The organism is Bradyrhizobium sp. AUGA SZCCT0431, assembly GCF_018131065.1.
In the GTDB taxonomy this organism is placed as follows: Bacteria; Pseudomonadota; Alphaproteobacteria; order Rhizobiales; family Xanthobacteraceae; genus Bradyrhizobium.
Map to the genome: position 1 here is coordinate 15,558 of NZ_JAFCLR010000036.1, position 16,099 is coordinate 31,656.

Below are 16,099 nucleotides of genomic sequence, written 5' to 3' on the forward strand. Positions count from 1 at the left end.
CCCCACCCCAGCCCTCCCCCGCAAGCGGGAGAGGGAGCGCAGCGTCAATCGCGGATGCAATTCGATCTGATCTAATCGCGCACCAGCGGAAGAGCTACAGCTCCACCATGCCGGCGTCGCCGTCTTCGGTGCCGAAGGCGAGCAGCGATCCCTTGGGGCTCCAGGCCAGCGCCGAAACCGCGGCGTTGCCCCGCCGGCGCACCAGGATTTCCGCGCCGTCCTCGATCCGCACCATCAGCACGCAACCGTCGCTGTAGCCGGCGGCCAGGATGTCATGCTTCGGATGACAGGCGACCGCGGAGACGCGCGCCTGCAGCGGCGCCAGCATCGCCGGCTCCTTGCCCATCGGCCCGTCCTTGCTGGCAAACGGCCAGATGATCACGGTGTCGGCGCCCGAGGTTGCGAGCCCCTTGCCACCGGCGCTCCACGACATCGAGCGGACGCGGCCGGGATAGCCGCTCATGCGCATATGCCGGTTGTCGGCGAGCCGCCAGCCGTGCAGCGCCGGCTCGTGCATCCCGGTCACCAGAAACTTGTTGTCCGGGCTGAAGGTGACGGACAGATGCGAGCCGGCCCATTCCAGAAACTCAGGCTTCGCCGCCATGTTGGGAAACCACAGCGTCACGCCATTGTAATGCGCGACCGCCAGCCGCAGGCCCTTTGGCGCGAACGCCAGGCCGCCGACGGTCGAGGGCATATCGAATGATTTTTCCTCGCCCTTGCTGCGAACATACGAGGTCTTGCCGGCCGACCACGCCACCGCGCCATCGGGATGCAGCGCGACGTTATCGATCCAGCGCCGCTTGGCGTCGGTGGCGAGTACATCGATCTCGCCCTTGGCGTTGAGCGCGACGAGCTTGCCGTCGTCGCCGCCGGTAACGACGCGCGCGCCGTCGGACGCCGTGCACAGCACCGCACCGCCGTGAATATCGACAGGTGAAATCTCGCCGCCGGCGCCGACGATGGCAGCCTTCTCCTCGGCGCCGACGAAGACCGCGGTCTCGCCGAGAAAATACACCGACGATATCGGCATGCCGACCGCAAGCGGCCGCACCTTCTCGGTGATCGAAGCAATGGAGGCGCCTTCGCCCGGATCAAACTGTTTCATCACGTGGTGATACAGCTCTCAAAACCGTCGCGGATCATCTGCTCCGGCAATTCGCGACCGATGAAGACAAGCCGGCTCTCGCGCCGTTCGTCGTCTTTCCACTTACGCTGATGGTCGCCCTCGAGCATCATGTGCACGCCCTGGAACACGTAGCGGTCGTCATCGTCGCTGAAGGCGAGGATGCCCTTGGAGCGCAGGATCTTCTGCCCTTCCGAGGCGACGAGGTTCTGCAGCCACGGCATGAACTTGGTGGCATCGAGCGGCTTGTCCGTGCGCAGCGACAGCGACTGCATCTCCTCGTCATGGTAGTGCTTCAGCCCGCCATGGCTGTGGCTGTGATCATGATGATGGTCATGGCCGTGGTGATGATCGTGATCATGGCCGTCGCCCGCATCGAGGAATTCCGGCTCGATCTCGAGAATACGATCGAGATCGAACGCGCCGCGTTCCAGCACGTCCGCCAGCGCCACCTTGCAACGTTCGGTGCGATGCAGTTTGGCGTAAGGGTTGATGCCGCGGATCCGCGCCTCGACTTCGGCGAGTTCGGCTTTGGAAACCAGGTCGGTCTTGTTGAGCACGATGACGTCGGCGAAAGCGATCTGGTTCTTGGCTTCCGGCGCATCCTTCAAACGGTCGCTCAGCCATTTGGCGTCGGCCACGGTGACGACCGCGTCGAGCCGGGCGTTCTTCTGCACGTCCTCGTCGACAAAGAAGGTCTGCGCCACCGGCGCCGGATCGGCCAAACCAGTGGTCTCGACGATGATGGCGTCGAATTTGCCCTTGCGCTTCATCAGTCCATCGAGGATGCGCACGAGGTCGCCGCGCACGGTGCAGCAGACGCAGCCATTGTTCATCTCGAACACTTCTTCATCGGCGCCGATGATGAGGTCGTTGTCGATGCCGATCTCGCCGAATTCATTGACGATGACGGCGTATTTCTTGCCGTGGTTTTCCGACAGGATGCGGTTGAGCAGCGTGGTTTTGCCGGCGCCGAGATAGCCCGTCAGCACGGTCACAGGAATTTTTTGGGAAGTCAGTTCAGACATGGCAGCTCCGGCAAATATCGCAGCCACGCTCCCGGCAGGGTGGCCCCTGCCCTAATTCGCGAGCGCGCTGGTCAGTGCCTTTATATTGTGCCTGACCATGTCAATGTAAGTGGGGGCATCGCCCTTTTCGGCCGTCAAACTGTCCGAATAGAGGGTACCGCCGATCCTGGCACCGGTCTCGGCCGATATCCGGCGGATCAGGCGCGGATCGCTGACATTTTCCAGAAAAACCGCCGGGATCTTGGCCGTCCGGATCTGGGTGATAATACCGGCAATATCGCGGGCGCTGGGCTCGGATTCGGTGGATACGCCGACGGGTGCAATGAATTCGACGCCGTAGGCGGCGGCGAAATAGCCGAAGGCGCCGTGGGTCGAAATCACCTTGCGGCGGGCTTGCGGGATCTTTGCAACGGCTTCGCGCGCCTCGCGGTCCAGGGCGTCGAGTTTCGCCAGATAGGCCTCCGCATTGGCGCGAAAACCCTGGGCTGAGGCAGGATCGGCGGCCGCCAGCGCGTCGCGGATGTTGCCGACATAGATTTTGGCATTGGCGACGGATTGCCAGGCGTGCGGGTCCGCATCCGAGCCGAGCTTGAGCGGCGCGATGCCGGCCGTCGCCGTCACGACGGTAACCTTGCTCCCTGCGGATTTCAGCAGCCGTGGCAGCCAGCCCTCGAAACCAAGCCCATTGACGAAAATCAGCTTGGCATCGGCGATCTTTTTCGCATCGGCCGGAGTCGGCGAGTAGACATGCGCATCACCGTCCGCACCGACCAGCGTCGTGATGCTGACGCTGGTGCCACCGACATTGCGGACGAAATCGCCGAGGATGGAGAAGCTGGCGACGACCTTGAGGCGCTCCTGCGCGCTGGCCGGAAAAGCCGTCGCGATCAGCGCCAGACACATGAGGGAGAACAAACGCTGCATCGTTACGCCTCGAGATGCCGGCCGGGGAACAGCTGCCGGACCAGGCCGCTGACATTGCCGAACAGCACGGACACCACATAAATCCCCGCCGCGACCAGAATGATTGCGGGGCCTGACGGAATTTTGGTCTGGAACGACAGCACCAGCCCGGCATAGCCCGACACCATGGCGCTTGCGACCGCGATGCAGATCATGCCGGTGATGTCGCGCGACCAGAACCGCGCGATGCCCGCGGGCAGGATCATCAAGCCGACGCCGAGCAAGGTGCCGAGCGCGTGGAAGCCGTTGACGAGGTTGATCACGACCAGCGCCAGGAACGCCAGATGCGCGGGTGCGCCGGCGCGGCTCACGGTGCGCAGGAACACCGGGTCGACGCATTCGATCACCAGCGGGCGATAGATCACGGCCAGCACGAGCAAAGTGATCGTGGCGTTGAAGGCGATTACCAGCAGGGTCTGGTCGTCCATCGCCAGGATGTTGCCGAACAGCACGTGCAGCAGGTCGATATTGGTGCCCTTGATGGACACGATGGTGACGCCGAGCGCCAGCGACACCAGATAGAACGTCGCCAGCGAGGCGTCTTCCTTCAGTTCGGTGGTGCGCGCCACCACGCCGGCCAGGATCGCGACCGTAAAGCCTGCGATCAGGCCGCCGGTCGTCATCGCGAACAGGTTGAGCCCCGAGACCAGGAAGCCGATCGCGGCCCCGGGCAGGATCGCATGCGCCATGGCGTCGCCGACCAGGCTCATCCGCCGCAGCATCAGGAACACGCCGATTGGCGCTGCGCCGAGCGATAGCGCGATCACGGCGGCGAGCGCGCGGCGCATGAACTCGAATTCGGTGAAAGGCGCGATCAGCGCATCATGGAGCATTGGAGCTAGGCCGCCCGCGACGGCGCATCGGCGGCGCAGGCTGCAGCCCGGTCGTCGAAGGCTTCGCACATCTTCATCGCCACCATCAGGTTATCCGGCGTCAGCACCTGCGCCGTCGCGCCCCATGCCACCGGGCCACGGGCCAGCAGCAGGGTTTCGGGGAAATGGTTGCGCACCATCTCGAGGTCATGCAGCGCCGCCAGCACGGTGCGGCCTTCGCCATGCCAGCGCTTGACCAGCGCGATCAGGTCGGCGGAGGTTTTGGCGTCGATGGCGTTGAACGGCTCGTCCAGCACGATCAGGCGCGCGTCCTGCAGCAGCACGCGGGCGAACAGCATGCGCTGCATCTGGCCGCCGGACAGCGTGCCGATCGGGCGGTTCTCAAAACCGTTGAGGCCGACGGCGGCAAGCCCCGCCAAAATCCGCTCGCGCTCTTTCTTGCCCATGCCGCCGAAGAAGCCGGTGGAGCGCCACAGACCCGTGCCGACGAAATCGAACACCGAAATGGGAAAACTGCGGTCGATGTCGGCGGTCTGCGGCAGATAGGCGATATCCTTGCTGTCGAGCCCGCCCAGCGAGATCGAGCCAGCCAGGGGTTTGAGGATGCCCGCCAGCCCTCGAAACAGCGTCGACTTGCCGGCGCCGTTCGGCCCGATCACCGCGACCAACGCGCCCCCGGCGACCTCGAGGTTGAGGTGATGCACCGCCGGATGCCGGTCGTAGCCGAGCGTGACGTTGCTGAATTTCACCTGAGCTTGCTGGATTTGGGTCTGCGCCGCCATGCTCACCTCATCGCCACCAGCACGACCACCCAAAGACAGGCGCTGACCGCCAGCGCCGCGCCAAGCCGCGCCGCCACCGTCATCCGCAGGATCGACCACGGTGCCGGCTGCGCCGGATGCGGCGTCGACGGGTCGTGGTGATGGGGATGACCATGGCTGTGTCCGAGGTGGTGACCATGGTCGTGGGAATGGGAGTGAGACATGCAAGGATGTTATATTATAACATAACCTGAGTCCACCGAAGCCCCCTGCCTCACGGCTTCCCGATCGCCATTGCCAGCGCCGCCGCCAGGAACGGAAACGGCACCGAGACCGCGGCCCGGAACCAGACGAAACGCGCCGGCATGAACGGGATTTCCCACAGGATCAGGCGCTGGAAGGCGAACAGCGCCCAGGCGACGACATAGGCGATCACCTGCGGCGAGCCGCCGCCGACCTTCAGCGCCACCGCGCCGATGGAAAAGCCGACCACCGGGCCTCCCGGCGTCAGCCCGCCCGCGATCACGGCCGTGAGCACGCCGAGCCAGCCGGAATCCGGGCCCAGCCAGCCGGTGATGATTTCGGGGGGAATGACGGCGGCGATGTAGCCGGAGCCGATCACGCCGAGCGCGATCCGCGGCACGATGTTGATGAAATCCATCGCGCCCTCGCGCGCCGCCGAAACCACGACGACACGGCCGCGCCGGAACGCGATGATGCCAAGCACCAGCACGGAGCCCCACAGGCTGATGTCGATGATGAGCGCGCTCATCGCCATGACGGCTCGCCCTTCATGTCGGCTCGCCCTTGGGATACATCCGCACATAGACGAAGCGCCCGAGCGCGCCGGCCAGCACCGGGATCGGCAGCGAGATCACAATCCGCCACAGCGTGAAATCGGTGCCGAGGATCGGCAATTCCCAGGCGACCGCGCGGCCATAGCCGATCAGCGTCCAACTCACCACCATCGCGATGGTGGCGCCGAAATCCGCGCCGACGGTGAGCAGCGCTGCCGCCACCGGATAGGCCGTGAACGGCCCGCCCGGCAGGATGGCGCCAAATGCCGTTCCGATCAGCAATCCCTTCAGGCCGGAGTTCGGCCCGAGCGATCGCGACACTTTTTCATGCGGCAGGATTTCCGTAATGAACGCGCCGAGCAGGCAGCCGGCCAATACGCGCGGCAGGATCTCGCCGAACAGCCAGAGATCATGGGTGAGAATCTTGAGCACGCCGTCGATACCGTCGCGGCGATAGACCAGCGTGGCGCTGACCGCGACCAGCACGGCGATGAAGATCATCGACCAGCCGACCGGCTTGCGCTTGCGTCGCGGGACCGCTTCGGCCTCCGCAAGTTCGTCGGCGGGCGCCGGTTCTTTCAATGGGCGTTCTGACAATGCAATGAATCGGCAAGGATCTGCAGGTGAAAAGTCCAACCCTGCTTAGTCCCGGCCGGGGCCACACGCAAACGGAACAACTGAAACATCCATGCGCCTCTCAGGCATGGCCATGCAAGGCTGTCACACGCTTTTCAGGTCAGGTGGCGCATCAGGGCGAGACCGGCAAACAGGCCGGCAATCGAGAGCACCACCGAGCCAATAACGTAAGCCGCCGCCAGGCCAAGCTCACCCCGCTCATAGAGCACGGCGGTATCGAGCGAGAACGCGGAAAACGTGGTGTAGCCGCCGAGTATGCCCGTCATCAGGAACAGCCGCCACGGCTGCGAGGCCTCGCCCTTGAAGGCGAGATAGCCCGCGATCAGCCCCATCACGGTCGATCCTGATATGTTGATGATGAAGGTGCCCCAGGGAAATCCGGTGCCGATGCAGCGGGCGCAGGTGAGATTGATGAAATGGCGCAGCGACGCGCCAAGGCCGCCACCGACGAAGACCAGCAAATAGCTCATCGCAGCATTTTCCACATCGCGAAATCACCCGGCAACAGCGCTTGTGCCGCAAGCCCGCGACGCCTGCAAGGATGGCATGGGAGGCAAAAGATAAGGGCGGCAGTTTTGCACCGCCGCCCTCAAATTAGTTCGATGTCATTCCGGGATGGTCCGAAGGACCAGACCCCAGATGCGCAATTGCGCACCGGGGAATCTTGAGATTCCGGGTTCGATGCTTTGCATCGCCCCGGAATGACAGAGAGAGCATCAAGCCTTGCCGAACAGCTGGTCGACATATTCCCAGTTCACCAGATTATCGACGAACGCCTTCAAATAGTCCGGGCGGCGGTTGCGATAGTCGATGTAGTAGGAGTGCTCCCAGACGTCGCAGCCGAGGATCGGGGTTGCGCCATGAACCAGCGGGCTTTCGCCGTTCGCGGTCTTGGAGATTTCGAGCTTGCCGTTCTTGACCGACAACCAGCACCAGCCGGAGCCGAACTGGCCGACGCCGGCGGCGGCGAAGTCGGTCTTGAACTTGTCGAGCCCGCCGAGATCCTCGGTGATCTTCTTTTCCAAACGGCCGGGCAGCTTGCTGCCGCCGCCATTCGGCTTCATCCAGTTCCAGAAATGCAGATGGTTGTAGTGCTGGCCGGCATTGTTGAACACGGCCGGGTTCTTGCCGAACGAGGCCTTGACGATCTCCTCGAGGGACTTGCCTTCGAATTCGGTCCCCTTGATCGCGTTGTTTCCGTTGGTCACGTAAGCCTGGTGATGCTTGTCGTGGTGGAATTCCAGCGTTTCCTTGGACATATAGGGGGCAAGGGCGTCATGGGCATAGGGAAGATCGGGTAGCGTGAAGGTCATGGGGTGATGTCCGAAAATGATGGGAGACGTGGTGTAACGGGAACCCTTATAGAAGGTTCCATCGCGCTTAAACACCGCAATTTGACAAAGCGGGCGGCTTCTTCGGTAACGATGCTCCGCGTCCAGCGTATGACGGGACATACGGCTATTGCGGGGTGAAAAATGAGTATCGAGATCGATGTCCTGAACGGGGACGCTTCATGGCCGAGGGTCGAACCGCTGATGAATGCGGTCTGGCCGAAGCATGTGGTCGAGAAACTGTCCTGGGGCCACGTCAAATGGGCCCACGCCGATCTGCGCGTGCTCATCGAGGCGCCGCAGGATTCTACCAGCGAATCGTCAAAACCCGGCCTTGCCTGCCATGTCGGTATCTATTTCCGCACCGTCACCTGGAACGGGCGCAAGGTCGATATCGGCGGTATCGGCGGGGTTGCGACCCGCGAGGATTTCCGGGGGCGAGGCCTTGCCGGCCTCGCGCTCGGTGCCGCGGTCCAGACCATGCGCGACCACGAAGCGATCAAGTTTGCACTGTTGTTCTGCGAGCCGCATAATTTCGCCTTCTACGAGGCCCGCGGGTGGCATAAATTCACCGGCGAGGTCTATGCCGAGCAACCGGAGGGACGCATTCGTTTCGAGGCGATGGCGCCGTTCGTGTTCGACTTCACCCGCGCCCCGCGCGACGGCATCATCGACCTATGCGGCCTGCCATGGTGACCCCTGCGCGGCGATGGGTGGCTTGCGCTTGCGCCTGCCGATAATATGTTGGCCATAATATATTGCCTTCTGGCCGACGAACCGGTGACGCATGACGATCGACGCCCCGCTTGATTTGCGCCCCGCGGCCATACCAACCGCGCCGGTCAACAGCCTGTTGACCTCGCCGATCCTGCCGACGCTGCTGAAACTCGCGCTCCCCAATGCGATCGCGATGGTCGGCACCGCGCTGGTGGCGGTTGCCGAGACCTCCTATATCGGCCGGCTCGGCACCGAGCCGCTGGCCGGGATCGCGCTGGTGTTTCCGTTCGTGATGCTGACGCAGATGATGTCGGCGGGCGCCATGGGCGGCGGCGTATCCTCCGCCATCAGCCGCGCGCTCGGCGCCGGCAACCGCGACCGCGCCGCGACGCTGGCGCTGCATGCGGCCATGATCGGCACCTGCGCCGGGCTGTTCTTCACCGTGATGATGCTGACGTTCGGCCGACAATTCTATTCGCTGCTTGGCGGCCGCGGCGGCGTGCTCGAGCAGGCCATGCAATATTCGCACGTGCTGTTCTCCGGCGCGATATCGATCTGGCTGGTCAATACGCTGGCCTCGGTGGTGCGCGGCACCGGCGATATGCACATTCCCTCGGCCGTGCTGATCGTCGTCGCCTTCGTTCAGGTCGTGGTCGGTGGCGGCCTCGGTCTTGGATTATTCGGCCTGCCGAAGCTTGGCATGCCGGGGGTCGCCGCAGGTCAGCTCACCGCCTTCACGCTGGGGGCGATTTTCCTGGCATGGTACCTCGCCAGCGGCCGCAGCCGGCTGAAGCTGAATTTCGCCGCCTTCAGGTTCGAGCGCGACATGTTCGTCGACATCCTCAAAGTCGGCGCGATCTCCTGCCTGGCGCCGCTGCAAACCGTCCTGACCATCCTGATCTTCACCAAAATCGTGGCGGGCCTCGGCACGGAGACGCTGGCCGGTTACGGCATGGGTTCGCGGCTGGAATTCCTGCTGGTCCCGATTGCATTTGCGTTCGGCATCGCCTCGGTGCCGATGGTCGGCATGGCTGTTGGCGCTGGCCTCGTGGCGCGGGCGCGCCGGGTGGCCTGGACCGCGGCCGCCGCTGCAGGCCTGACCGTCGGCCTGATCGGCCTGATCGTCGCGATCAAGCCGACGCTCTGGATCTCGCTGTTCACCAGCGATCCCGGCGTGACGGCTGCCGCCTCTTCTTACTTTGCCTGGGCCGGTCCGGCCTTCGGCTTCTTCGGCACCGGCCTCGCCCTCTACTTCGCCTCGCAAGGCGCGGCAAAGGTCGGCGGCCCGGTCATGGCCGGCACCATCCGGCTGCTGCTGGTAGGCCTCGGCGGCTGGTGGCTGGCGTCATCGGGCGCACCGGCCTGGAGCTTGTTCGCGCTCGTCGGCGCCGCGATGGTCGTATACGGCCTCTCTACAATGCTGTTCATTCGCTTCACGCGCTGGGGCAAATGAGCAGCCGGCCTTGTGCGGCAGCGAGAAGCTTAAGCCGCCATCGCCTTCAACGCGGTCGCCGCCGAAGCATAGCCGCCGCGTGCGCCATCGATGAAGTGAACGTGGTCGCTGCGCATCACCGACGGCGTGAAGCAGGTCATCATCGCCGCGTCCTGGCGGTGCAAGCCATAGCGCACGACACCGTTTGAGGCCGCCTTTGCCAGCCGTTGCGCCAGCGCCTGCTCGAGCTCCGGCGTGCAATCGAGGATCATCCGCAGTCCATCGTCGTATTTGCGGAAGTCGGAATTCTCTACCACCTGCTGCATGTAGGTCTTCGGCACGAAATTGCCGACCTTGATGCCGAAGCGCAACACGACATAGGCCCACAGCGCGATCGCCAACGCGGAACTGCGCCGCCGCAACAACGACCCGCCGCGCGCGGCACGCGCCTCGTATTCGATGCCCGCCGGGGGAAAGCGGATATCGGGTCCGCCTGAAGGCACCGGCCGCCCGGCATCAGGGCTTCGTTCGACGAGATCGATGATGTCTTCGATCGCGTTGCGGAACGCGCGCGGATCGGCGCCCTTTGCCGGCACCACCAGCACCGAAAGAATGAGGCCGCGAGCGGAGGGAATTTCCTCGAACCGGCACGACAGGCCGGACAAATCCGGCTGCTCGCCCGCTGGCGCCGCGGGGACCGCGAATTCGCCGCGCTTCATCGCCGCGTCCGCCCAGCCGAGACCGCCGCCGGAAAACATCGCAAGGGACAAATTGGGCGACGGCCCGAAACGCGCGACTCTGATGTCGAGGCCCTGCGCGCGGATTGCTTTTACCGGCACCAGCGCCACCCGCATTGCGAGATCAAGGCCTTCGCTGACCCAGGTCGCCGTCGCCGCCAGCGCCTCGCGCGCGCGGCCGAGATCGGCGGGCGCCACGGCAAAGCTGGCGCCATCACCGCCGAACACGAACGGAAACTCGCGTCCATCCAGCGCATTGGTCACGGCGGCGATGACAGCGGCGCCCGCCATGTTGACCGCCTTGTAGCGCTGGTTGGCGATCGCCTTGGTCGATTCCACGATGTCGGCGACGCCGACGGTCCAATCATCCGGCAACGGCGAATACAGCGCCGGATCCATCAGGCTGGTGAAGCCGCGAAAGACCGGAATGCCGCCGTAGAAGATGTCGGTGCCGTCGGGCGTGGTCATTGCGATGCAAGTTACCCCGTTTTCCGAGCTGTCTAACAGATACGGCCTCACCCGTATTCGGGTTCGCCCCTGCTACAGTTTGACGCCCCGCAGCACCAATTGGTTGAGCCTGCTCGCAAATGCCGCCGGGTCTTCCGGCAACTCGCCATCGAGGATCTGCGCCTGCTCCAGCAGCAGGAACGACAGATCCGCGGCCGCATCCTTGGCCCCGGCAATCGCCGCCACCAATGGATGGCGCAGATTGATCTCTAGGATCGGCTTGGTCACTGACCCCTGGTTCTGCATCGCCAGCAACCGTTCGAGCTGGCGGTCGCGGCCGTCGCCGCCGGCCACCAGGCAGGATGCGCTCGACGTCAGCCGCTGCGACGCCCGCACGTCGGAGACGCGTTCCCCGAGCGTGTCCTTGATGACGGCGATGGTCGCGGCCTCATCCGTGGTGCTCTCTTCCTTTTTGTCGTCAGCCTTGTCGTCCAGCACCGGGATCAGACCGAAATCGATATCGCCCTGGCTCAACGATTTCAGCGGCTTGCCGCCGAAATCGAGCGGCGCCGAAGTCCAGAACGCATCGACCGGATCGGTCAGCAGCAACACCTCGATGCCGCGGGCTGTGGCGGATTCGAGTTTTGGGTTCGACTTCAGCCGCTCGATACTGTCGCCGGTGAGGTAATAGATCTCGGTCTGGTTCGGTTTCAGGTTTTCGACGTACTGCTTGAGCGAACGCTTCTCGCCCGATGTCGTGGTGAAGCGCGACAGGCCCAGCAGCTTTTCGCGCCGCTCGAAATCTTCCCAGATGCCTTCCTTGATCACGGGCCCGAACGAATCCCAGATTTTCGCGAATGCCTCCGGCTCCTTGTCGCCGAGGTTTTCCAGCTCGCTGACGACGCGGCTGGTGACGGCCTTGCGGATCTGCGCGAGCTGCGGGTTGTTCTGCAGCATCTCGCGGGAAATATTGAGCGGCAGATCCTCGCTGTCGATCACGCCGCGGATGAAGCGCAGGTATGCCGGCAATAAATCAGCATCGTCGGCAATGAAGACGCGGCGGACATAGAGCTTTACCTTGCCCTTGCGCGCCTGGTCGAACAGGTCGAACGGTTTTGTCGACGGTGCGAACAGCAGCACCGCATAGGACTGGCGGCCCTCGGCGCGGTAATGCAAGGTCATCGCGGGCTCGTCGAACGCGCCGGCGATCGATTGATAGGCGCCCTTGTAATCGTCAGGCGTCAATTCCGATTTCGGCCGCTGCCACAGCGCGCTGGCCGAATTGATCTGGCGCGGCTCGCCCTCCTCCGGCACCAGCTCAATCGGAAACTGGATGTTATCGGAATAGGCGCGGACGATGCGCTCGATCTCGTAGGTCTCGAGATATTTCTGCGCATTCTCTTTCAGATGCAGCACGATCTCGGTGCCGCGCGCGATGCGCGTGGCATCCTCCTCGCTCGCGGGCGCGATTTCAAATCCGCTGCCGCCCGAGGACGACCAGGTCCAGACCTGATCCGAACCGGCGCGGCGGCTGGTGACGACGATGCGCTCAGCGACCATGAAGGCGGCATAGAAGCCGACGCCGAACTGGCCGATCAGATTGGCGCCATCCTTGGCCTCGGTCAGGCGCGACAGAAACGACTTGGTGCCGGAGCGCGCGATGGTGCCGAGATTGTCGATCAATTCCTGCCGGTCCATGCCGATGCCGCTGTCGACCACGGCAAGCGTGTTCGCCGCCTTGTTCGGCACGATGCGGATCGCGGGCGGCGCGCCATCGGTGATCAGCTCGGGTGCGGCGATCGCCTCATAGCGCAGCTTGTCGCAGGCGTCGGACGCGTTCGAAATCAGTTCGCGCAGGAAAATATCGGTTTCCGAATAAACCGAGTGCACCATCAGATGCAGGAGTTCGGCGACCTCGGCCTGGAACGGCTGGGATTCGGGGGCAGTCGTGGTGGTCATCAGGGGCTCACGAGATCAAGCGTGGGTGGGAAAGCCCTGATATAGCGATACTATCTGGAGTGGCAAGGTTCGAAGGCCGGCTGGTTCCCGCCCTCGGCCGGACTATTCCGCAATCGCGGCCAGATATCGCCGGACCGAAGCATCGAATGCGACCTTTGCGCCCGCCTCGATGTTCTTGCCCCACCACGCGCCATAGATGCGGTCGAACGCCAGCGGCGCGACCGCGCGCGCGATGCCTTGAACCGATTTCGCATTCAAGGGGATGTAGTTCGGGAAGCTGTACATGAAGCTCAGCGAGCGGCGGTCCATCGCCACCATGGCAACATCACCGGTGAGCAGCGCGCCTCGCCGCTGCGCACCCGCACGCCAATGCAGGATCGTGCCGCCGGCGAAATGACCGCCGGTGCGGATGAGAACAATGTCATCGGAAATCTGGCGGCTGTCGCCGGTCCACGACACGATCGCGGCGTGCGGCCGCGTGACCCATTGGCGATCGTCGCCATGCAGATAGATCGGAACGCCGCCAAAGGCCTCGCTCCAGTCGGCGACCGCGCCGTAATAATGCGGGTGCGAAACCGCAATCGCCTTCAGGCCGCCGAGCGACCGGACATGGTCCACCGCCTCTGATGTGGCCAGGGGCACGCAATCCCACATCACGCAACCGTCGGGCTCGGGAATGAGCAGCGCGCGCTGCCCGATCGCGAAGCCCGGATCGAGAGCGACGCCTGATATGCCGAGGTCATCGCGCCAGACGAGCTTGTGGCGCTCCACCAATGCTTCGCGCGAAAGCCATTGCTGGCCGTCCCAGTTCACGTACTGCCGTTCGTCCTCGCAAACCGGGCATGCTGCCGGCGGCGCGACGCTGTCCGGAAACTGGGCGCCGCATTGCTCGCAAGTCCACAAGGGCATCGCCGTCACTCCGATCCGATAGAAACGCGACTCTGGCAAATACGCGGTTTCGGATCAACAACAGGGAATTTCAGGCTTCTAGTTCCGGACAATTGACTTGCTTCCGCGCCGTTGGGGGGTAAGTTCCGCCACATGATCTGGTTTTGCCTAGGGGCCGCCTTTTTTATTGCTGCTGTGATTATTGCAGGACGCGCGCACAGCCGACGCCTGGACAGGCTGGATGATCTCCACGCCCAGGGATTTCTCAACAATCAGTGACGAGATTCGGTTATCGCGACCATTCAAAAAATATGCATGATTGCGGGCTGGCTGATGCTGGGCTTCATCGCCTACGCGACGCTGTCATCGATCCACGGCCGCCCCGTGATTGCCGACGTTCCGCTCGAGCATTTCGCGGCCTTCGCCTTGCTGGGCCTTGCGCTTGGCTTCGCTTACCCTGACCGCGTGGTTTTTGTTGTCGCGATCGTTGTCGGAGGCGCAGTGGCGCTCGAGACCATGCAACTGCTGACGCCGGATCGCCACGGCCGCCTGCTTGATGCAGCGGTGAAGATGGCGGGCGGCATCGGCGGGATTGGCGCCGGACAATTGGCGGTCATGCTGCTGAAGGGCAAAATCGGCCGCGGCAAATAGCGCATTTCGATTCGGTTTTTACGGCTGTTTCAAACACCAGTTACGTCAAATAGCCTTGCCCGGACACTTGGCGTCGATATTTCTCATGGGGGCGCCTGTTTGGATATCCCAAGACAGGCGCCGATTATTTCCAGCGAAACGGGACGGTCATGCCGTTGGTCACTCCGCCGCGAGCTTCACTTCAGGGGCAGCAGCGAGGACGTCGGCGTCGACCTGGGCTTCGAACTTGGCGAAGTTCTTCTGGAACATGCCGACCAGCGCGCGCGCGGTCTTGTCGAACTCGGCCTTGTCCTTCCAGGTGTTGACGGGATTGAGGATGTCGCTGGGCACGCCCGGCAGCGCCGTCGGCACCGCAAAGCCGAAATATTTGTCGGTGCGGAATTCGACATTGCGCAGCGAACCGTTGAGCGCCGCGGTCAATAGCGCCCGCGTCACCTTGATCGGCATCCGGCTTCCGGTGCCGTATTTGCCGCCGGTCCAGCCGGTGTTGACCAGCCAGCAATCGACATCGTGCTTGGCGATCAGCTCACGCAGCATGTTGCCGTAGACCGACGGATCAAGCGGGAGGAACGGCGAGCCGAAGCAGGTCGAGAATTCCGGCTGCGGCTCGTTGCCGAGGCCGCGCTCGGTACCCGCGACCTTGGCGGTGTAGCCGGACAGGAAGTGGTACATCGCCTGCGCCGGCGTCAGCTTTGCGATCGGCGGCAGCACGCCGAAGGCGTCGGCGGCCAGCATCACCACGTTCTTGGGCTGGCCGGCACGTCCGGTGCGCGAGGCGTTCGGGATGAAATCGAGCGGATAGGCCGAGCGGGTGTTTTCGGTCTTCGAACCGTCGTCGAAATCCGGCACGCGGGTGCGCTCGCCGAGCACGACGTTTTCCAGCACCGCGCCGAAGCGGTTGGAGGCCGCGAAAATCTCGGGCTCGGCTTCCGGGGACAGCTTGATGCACTTGGCGTAGCAGCCGCCTTCGAAGTTGAAGACGCCGTCCTTGCCCCAGCCATGCTCGTCGTCGCCGATCAGCGTGCGCTTGGGATCGGCCGACAAGGTCGTCTTGCCGGTGCCGGACAGGCCGAAGAAGATCGCCGTGTCGCCGTCGGGGCCGACATTGGCCGAGCAGTGCATCGGCAGCACGCCCTTGGCGGGCAGATAATAGTTCAGCGTCGTGAACACGCTCTTCTTCATCTCGCCGGCATAATAAGACCCGCCGATCAGGACGATCTTGCGGGCGAAATCGATCGCGACCACGTTCTCGGACTTGCAGCCGTGACGTTTGGGATCGGCGCGGAAGCTCGGCAGGTCGATGATGGTCAGCTCCGGCACGAAGCTGGCGAGATCCGACGCCTCGGGGCGGATCAGCAGCGTGCGGATGAACAGCGAATGCCAGGCCAGCTCGGTGAAGACGCGGGTCTTGATCTGGAAGGAGGGATCGGCACCGCCATAGAGGTCCTGCGCGAACAGCGACATGCCTTCGGCGTGCTTGAGGAAATCAGCATAGAGCGCGTCGAACTGCTCTGACGTGATCGACTGGTTGCCGGCCCACCACATCTTTTCGGTGGAGGCGTCGCGCACCGTGAACTTGTCCTTGGGGCTGCGGCCGGTGAACTCGCCGGTGTCGGCGCAGAGCGCGCCATCGGCGGAGAGCACGGCTTCGCCCGATGACAGCGAATATTGGTAGAGCTGCGGCGCTCCGAGGTTCCAATGCACCTCTTTGAGCTTCTTTAAGCCAAATTTATCGGCGCCAAAGGCACCGTTACGCACGCCTGTCTCTTGCACGAAGGATCTCCATCAATCAC

17 protein-coding genes are annotated in these 16,099 nt (G+C 63.7%); 3 read left to right on the forward strand and 14 right to left on the reverse strand.

Going from position 1 to position 16,099, the window contains the following annotated elements:
• Positions 1 to 94: 94 nt before the first annotated feature.
• The 10 genes from JQ567_RS28400 to JQ567_RS28445 all read right to left on the reverse strand — a co-directional run bounded on the left by JQ567_RS28400 (position 95) and on the right by JQ567_RS28445 (position 7,457).
• Positions 95 to 1,108, reverse strand: a complete 1,014-nt coding sequence (locus tag JQ567_RS28400; RefSeq protein ID WP_212441935.1) for a WD40 repeat domain-containing protein — start codon at positions 1,106 to 1,108, stop codon at positions 95 to 97.
• Positions 1,108 to 2,154: a GTP-binding protein gene (locus tag JQ567_RS28405; RefSeq protein ID WP_212441884.1), complete on the reverse strand. Its 1,047-nt coding sequence runs from the start codon at positions 2,152 to 2,154 to the stop codon at positions 1,108 to 1,110. Before JQ567_RS28405 ends, JQ567_RS28400 begins: the two co-directional genes overlap by 1 nt.
• Positions 2,155 to 2,205: 51 nt before the next feature.
• Positions 2,206 to 3,078: a metal ABC transporter substrate-binding protein gene (locus JQ567_RS28410; protein WP_212441885.1), complete on the reverse strand. Its 873-nt coding sequence runs from the start codon at positions 3,076 to 3,078 to the stop codon at positions 2,206 to 2,208.
• 2 nt (positions 3,079 to 3,080) lie between these two features.
• Positions 3,081 to 3,950 carry a metal ABC transporter permease gene (locus tag JQ567_RS28415; RefSeq protein ID WP_212441886.1) on the reverse strand — a complete coding sequence of 290 codons (870 nt, stop codon included), beginning with the start codon at positions 3,948 to 3,950 and terminating at the stop codon, positions 3,081 to 3,083.
• 5 nt (positions 3,951 to 3,955) lie between these two features.
• Positions 3,956 to 4,732, reverse strand: a complete 777-nt coding sequence (locus tag JQ567_RS28420; protein WP_212441887.1) for a metal ABC transporter ATP-binding protein — start codon at positions 4,730 to 4,732, stop codon at positions 3,956 to 3,958.
• A gap of 2 nt (positions 4,733 to 4,734) precedes the next feature.
• Positions 4,735 to 4,935, reverse strand: coding sequence for a hypothetical protein (locus JQ567_RS28425; RefSeq protein WP_212441888.1), 201 nt, complete (start codon positions 4,933 to 4,935; stop codon positions 4,735 to 4,737).
• Between the two features lie 50 nt (positions 4,936 to 4,985).
• Positions 4,986 to 5,483 (reverse strand): hypothetical protein, encoded by a 498-nt coding sequence (locus JQ567_RS28430; protein WP_211994268.1) that lies wholly within the window; start codon positions 5,481 to 5,483, stop codon positions 4,986 to 4,988.
• 19 nt (positions 5,484 to 5,502) lie between these two features.
• Positions 5,503 to 6,105 carry a permease gene (locus JQ567_RS28435; RefSeq protein WP_212441889.1) on the reverse strand — a complete coding sequence of 201 codons (603 nt, stop codon included), beginning with the start codon at positions 6,103 to 6,105 and terminating at the stop codon, positions 5,503 to 5,505.
• A 134-nt stretch (positions 6,106 to 6,239) separates the two neighbouring features.
• On the reverse strand, positions 6,240 to 6,614 hold the full coding sequence (crcB, locus tag JQ567_RS28440; protein ID WP_212441890.1) for a fluoride efflux transporter CrcB: 375 nt from the start codon (positions 6,612 to 6,614) through the stop codon (positions 6,240 to 6,242).
• A gap of 246 nt (positions 6,615 to 6,860) precedes the next feature.
• A complete protein-coding gene (locus JQ567_RS28445; RefSeq protein ID WP_212211539.1) occupies positions 6,861 to 7,457 on the reverse strand; it encodes a superoxide dismutase in 597 nt (198 codons plus the stop codon).
• Between the two features lie 162 nt (positions 7,458 to 7,619).
• Between JQ567_RS28445 and JQ567_RS28450 the strand changes: the two genes are divergently transcribed.
• On the forward strand, positions 7,620 to 8,171 hold the full coding sequence (locus JQ567_RS28450) for a GNAT family N-acetyltransferase (RefSeq protein ID WP_212441891.1): 552 nt from the start codon (positions 7,620 to 7,622) through the stop codon (positions 8,169 to 8,171).
• 91 nt (positions 8,172 to 8,262) lie between these two features.
• Entirely contained in the window at positions 8,263 to 9,645 is a 1,383-nt protein-coding gene (locus tag JQ567_RS28455; RefSeq protein WP_212441892.1) for an MATE family efflux transporter, read from the forward strand.
• A gap of 29 nt (positions 9,646 to 9,674) precedes the next feature.
• On the opposite strand, the gene JQ567_RS28460 is transcribed toward JQ567_RS28455, so the two are convergent.
• From JQ567_RS28460 to JQ567_RS28470, 3 genes are all read right to left on the reverse strand, one after another.
• Positions 9,675 to 10,829, reverse strand: a complete 1,155-nt coding sequence (locus tag JQ567_RS28460; RefSeq protein WP_212441893.1) for a DUF3095 domain-containing protein — start codon at positions 10,827 to 10,829, stop codon at positions 9,675 to 9,677.
• A 72-nt stretch (positions 10,830 to 10,901) separates the two neighbouring features.
• Positions 10,902 to 12,770 carry a molecular chaperone HtpG gene (gene htpG / locus JQ567_RS28465; RefSeq protein ID WP_212441936.1) on the reverse strand — a complete coding sequence of 623 codons (1,869 nt, stop codon included), beginning with the start codon at positions 12,768 to 12,770 and terminating at the stop codon, positions 10,902 to 10,904.
• Between the two features lie 99 nt (positions 12,771 to 12,869).
• Positions 12,870 to 13,676 carry an MBL fold metallo-hydrolase gene (locus JQ567_RS28470; RefSeq protein WP_212441894.1) on the reverse strand — a complete coding sequence of 269 codons (807 nt, stop codon included), beginning with the start codon at positions 13,674 to 13,676 and terminating at the stop codon, positions 12,870 to 12,872.
• A 294-nt stretch (positions 13,677 to 13,970) separates the two neighbouring features.
• On the opposite strand from JQ567_RS28470, the gene JQ567_RS28475 reads away from it, so the two are divergent.
• On the forward strand, positions 13,971 to 14,306 hold the full coding sequence (locus JQ567_RS28475; protein WP_212441895.1) for a VanZ family protein: 336 nt from the start codon (positions 13,971 to 13,973) through the stop codon (positions 14,304 to 14,306).
• Between the two features lie 159 nt (positions 14,307 to 14,465).
• Here JQ567_RS28475 and JQ567_RS28480 read toward each other — a convergent pair whose 3' ends face one another.
• The gene (locus tag JQ567_RS28480; protein WP_212441896.1) at positions 14,466 to 16,079 is read right to left on the reverse strand and encodes a phosphoenolpyruvate carboxykinase; all 1,614 of its coding nucleotides are present in this window, start codon (positions 16,077 to 16,079) and stop codon (positions 14,466 to 14,468) included.
• Between the last annotated feature and the right edge of the window lie 20 nt (positions 16,080 to 16,099).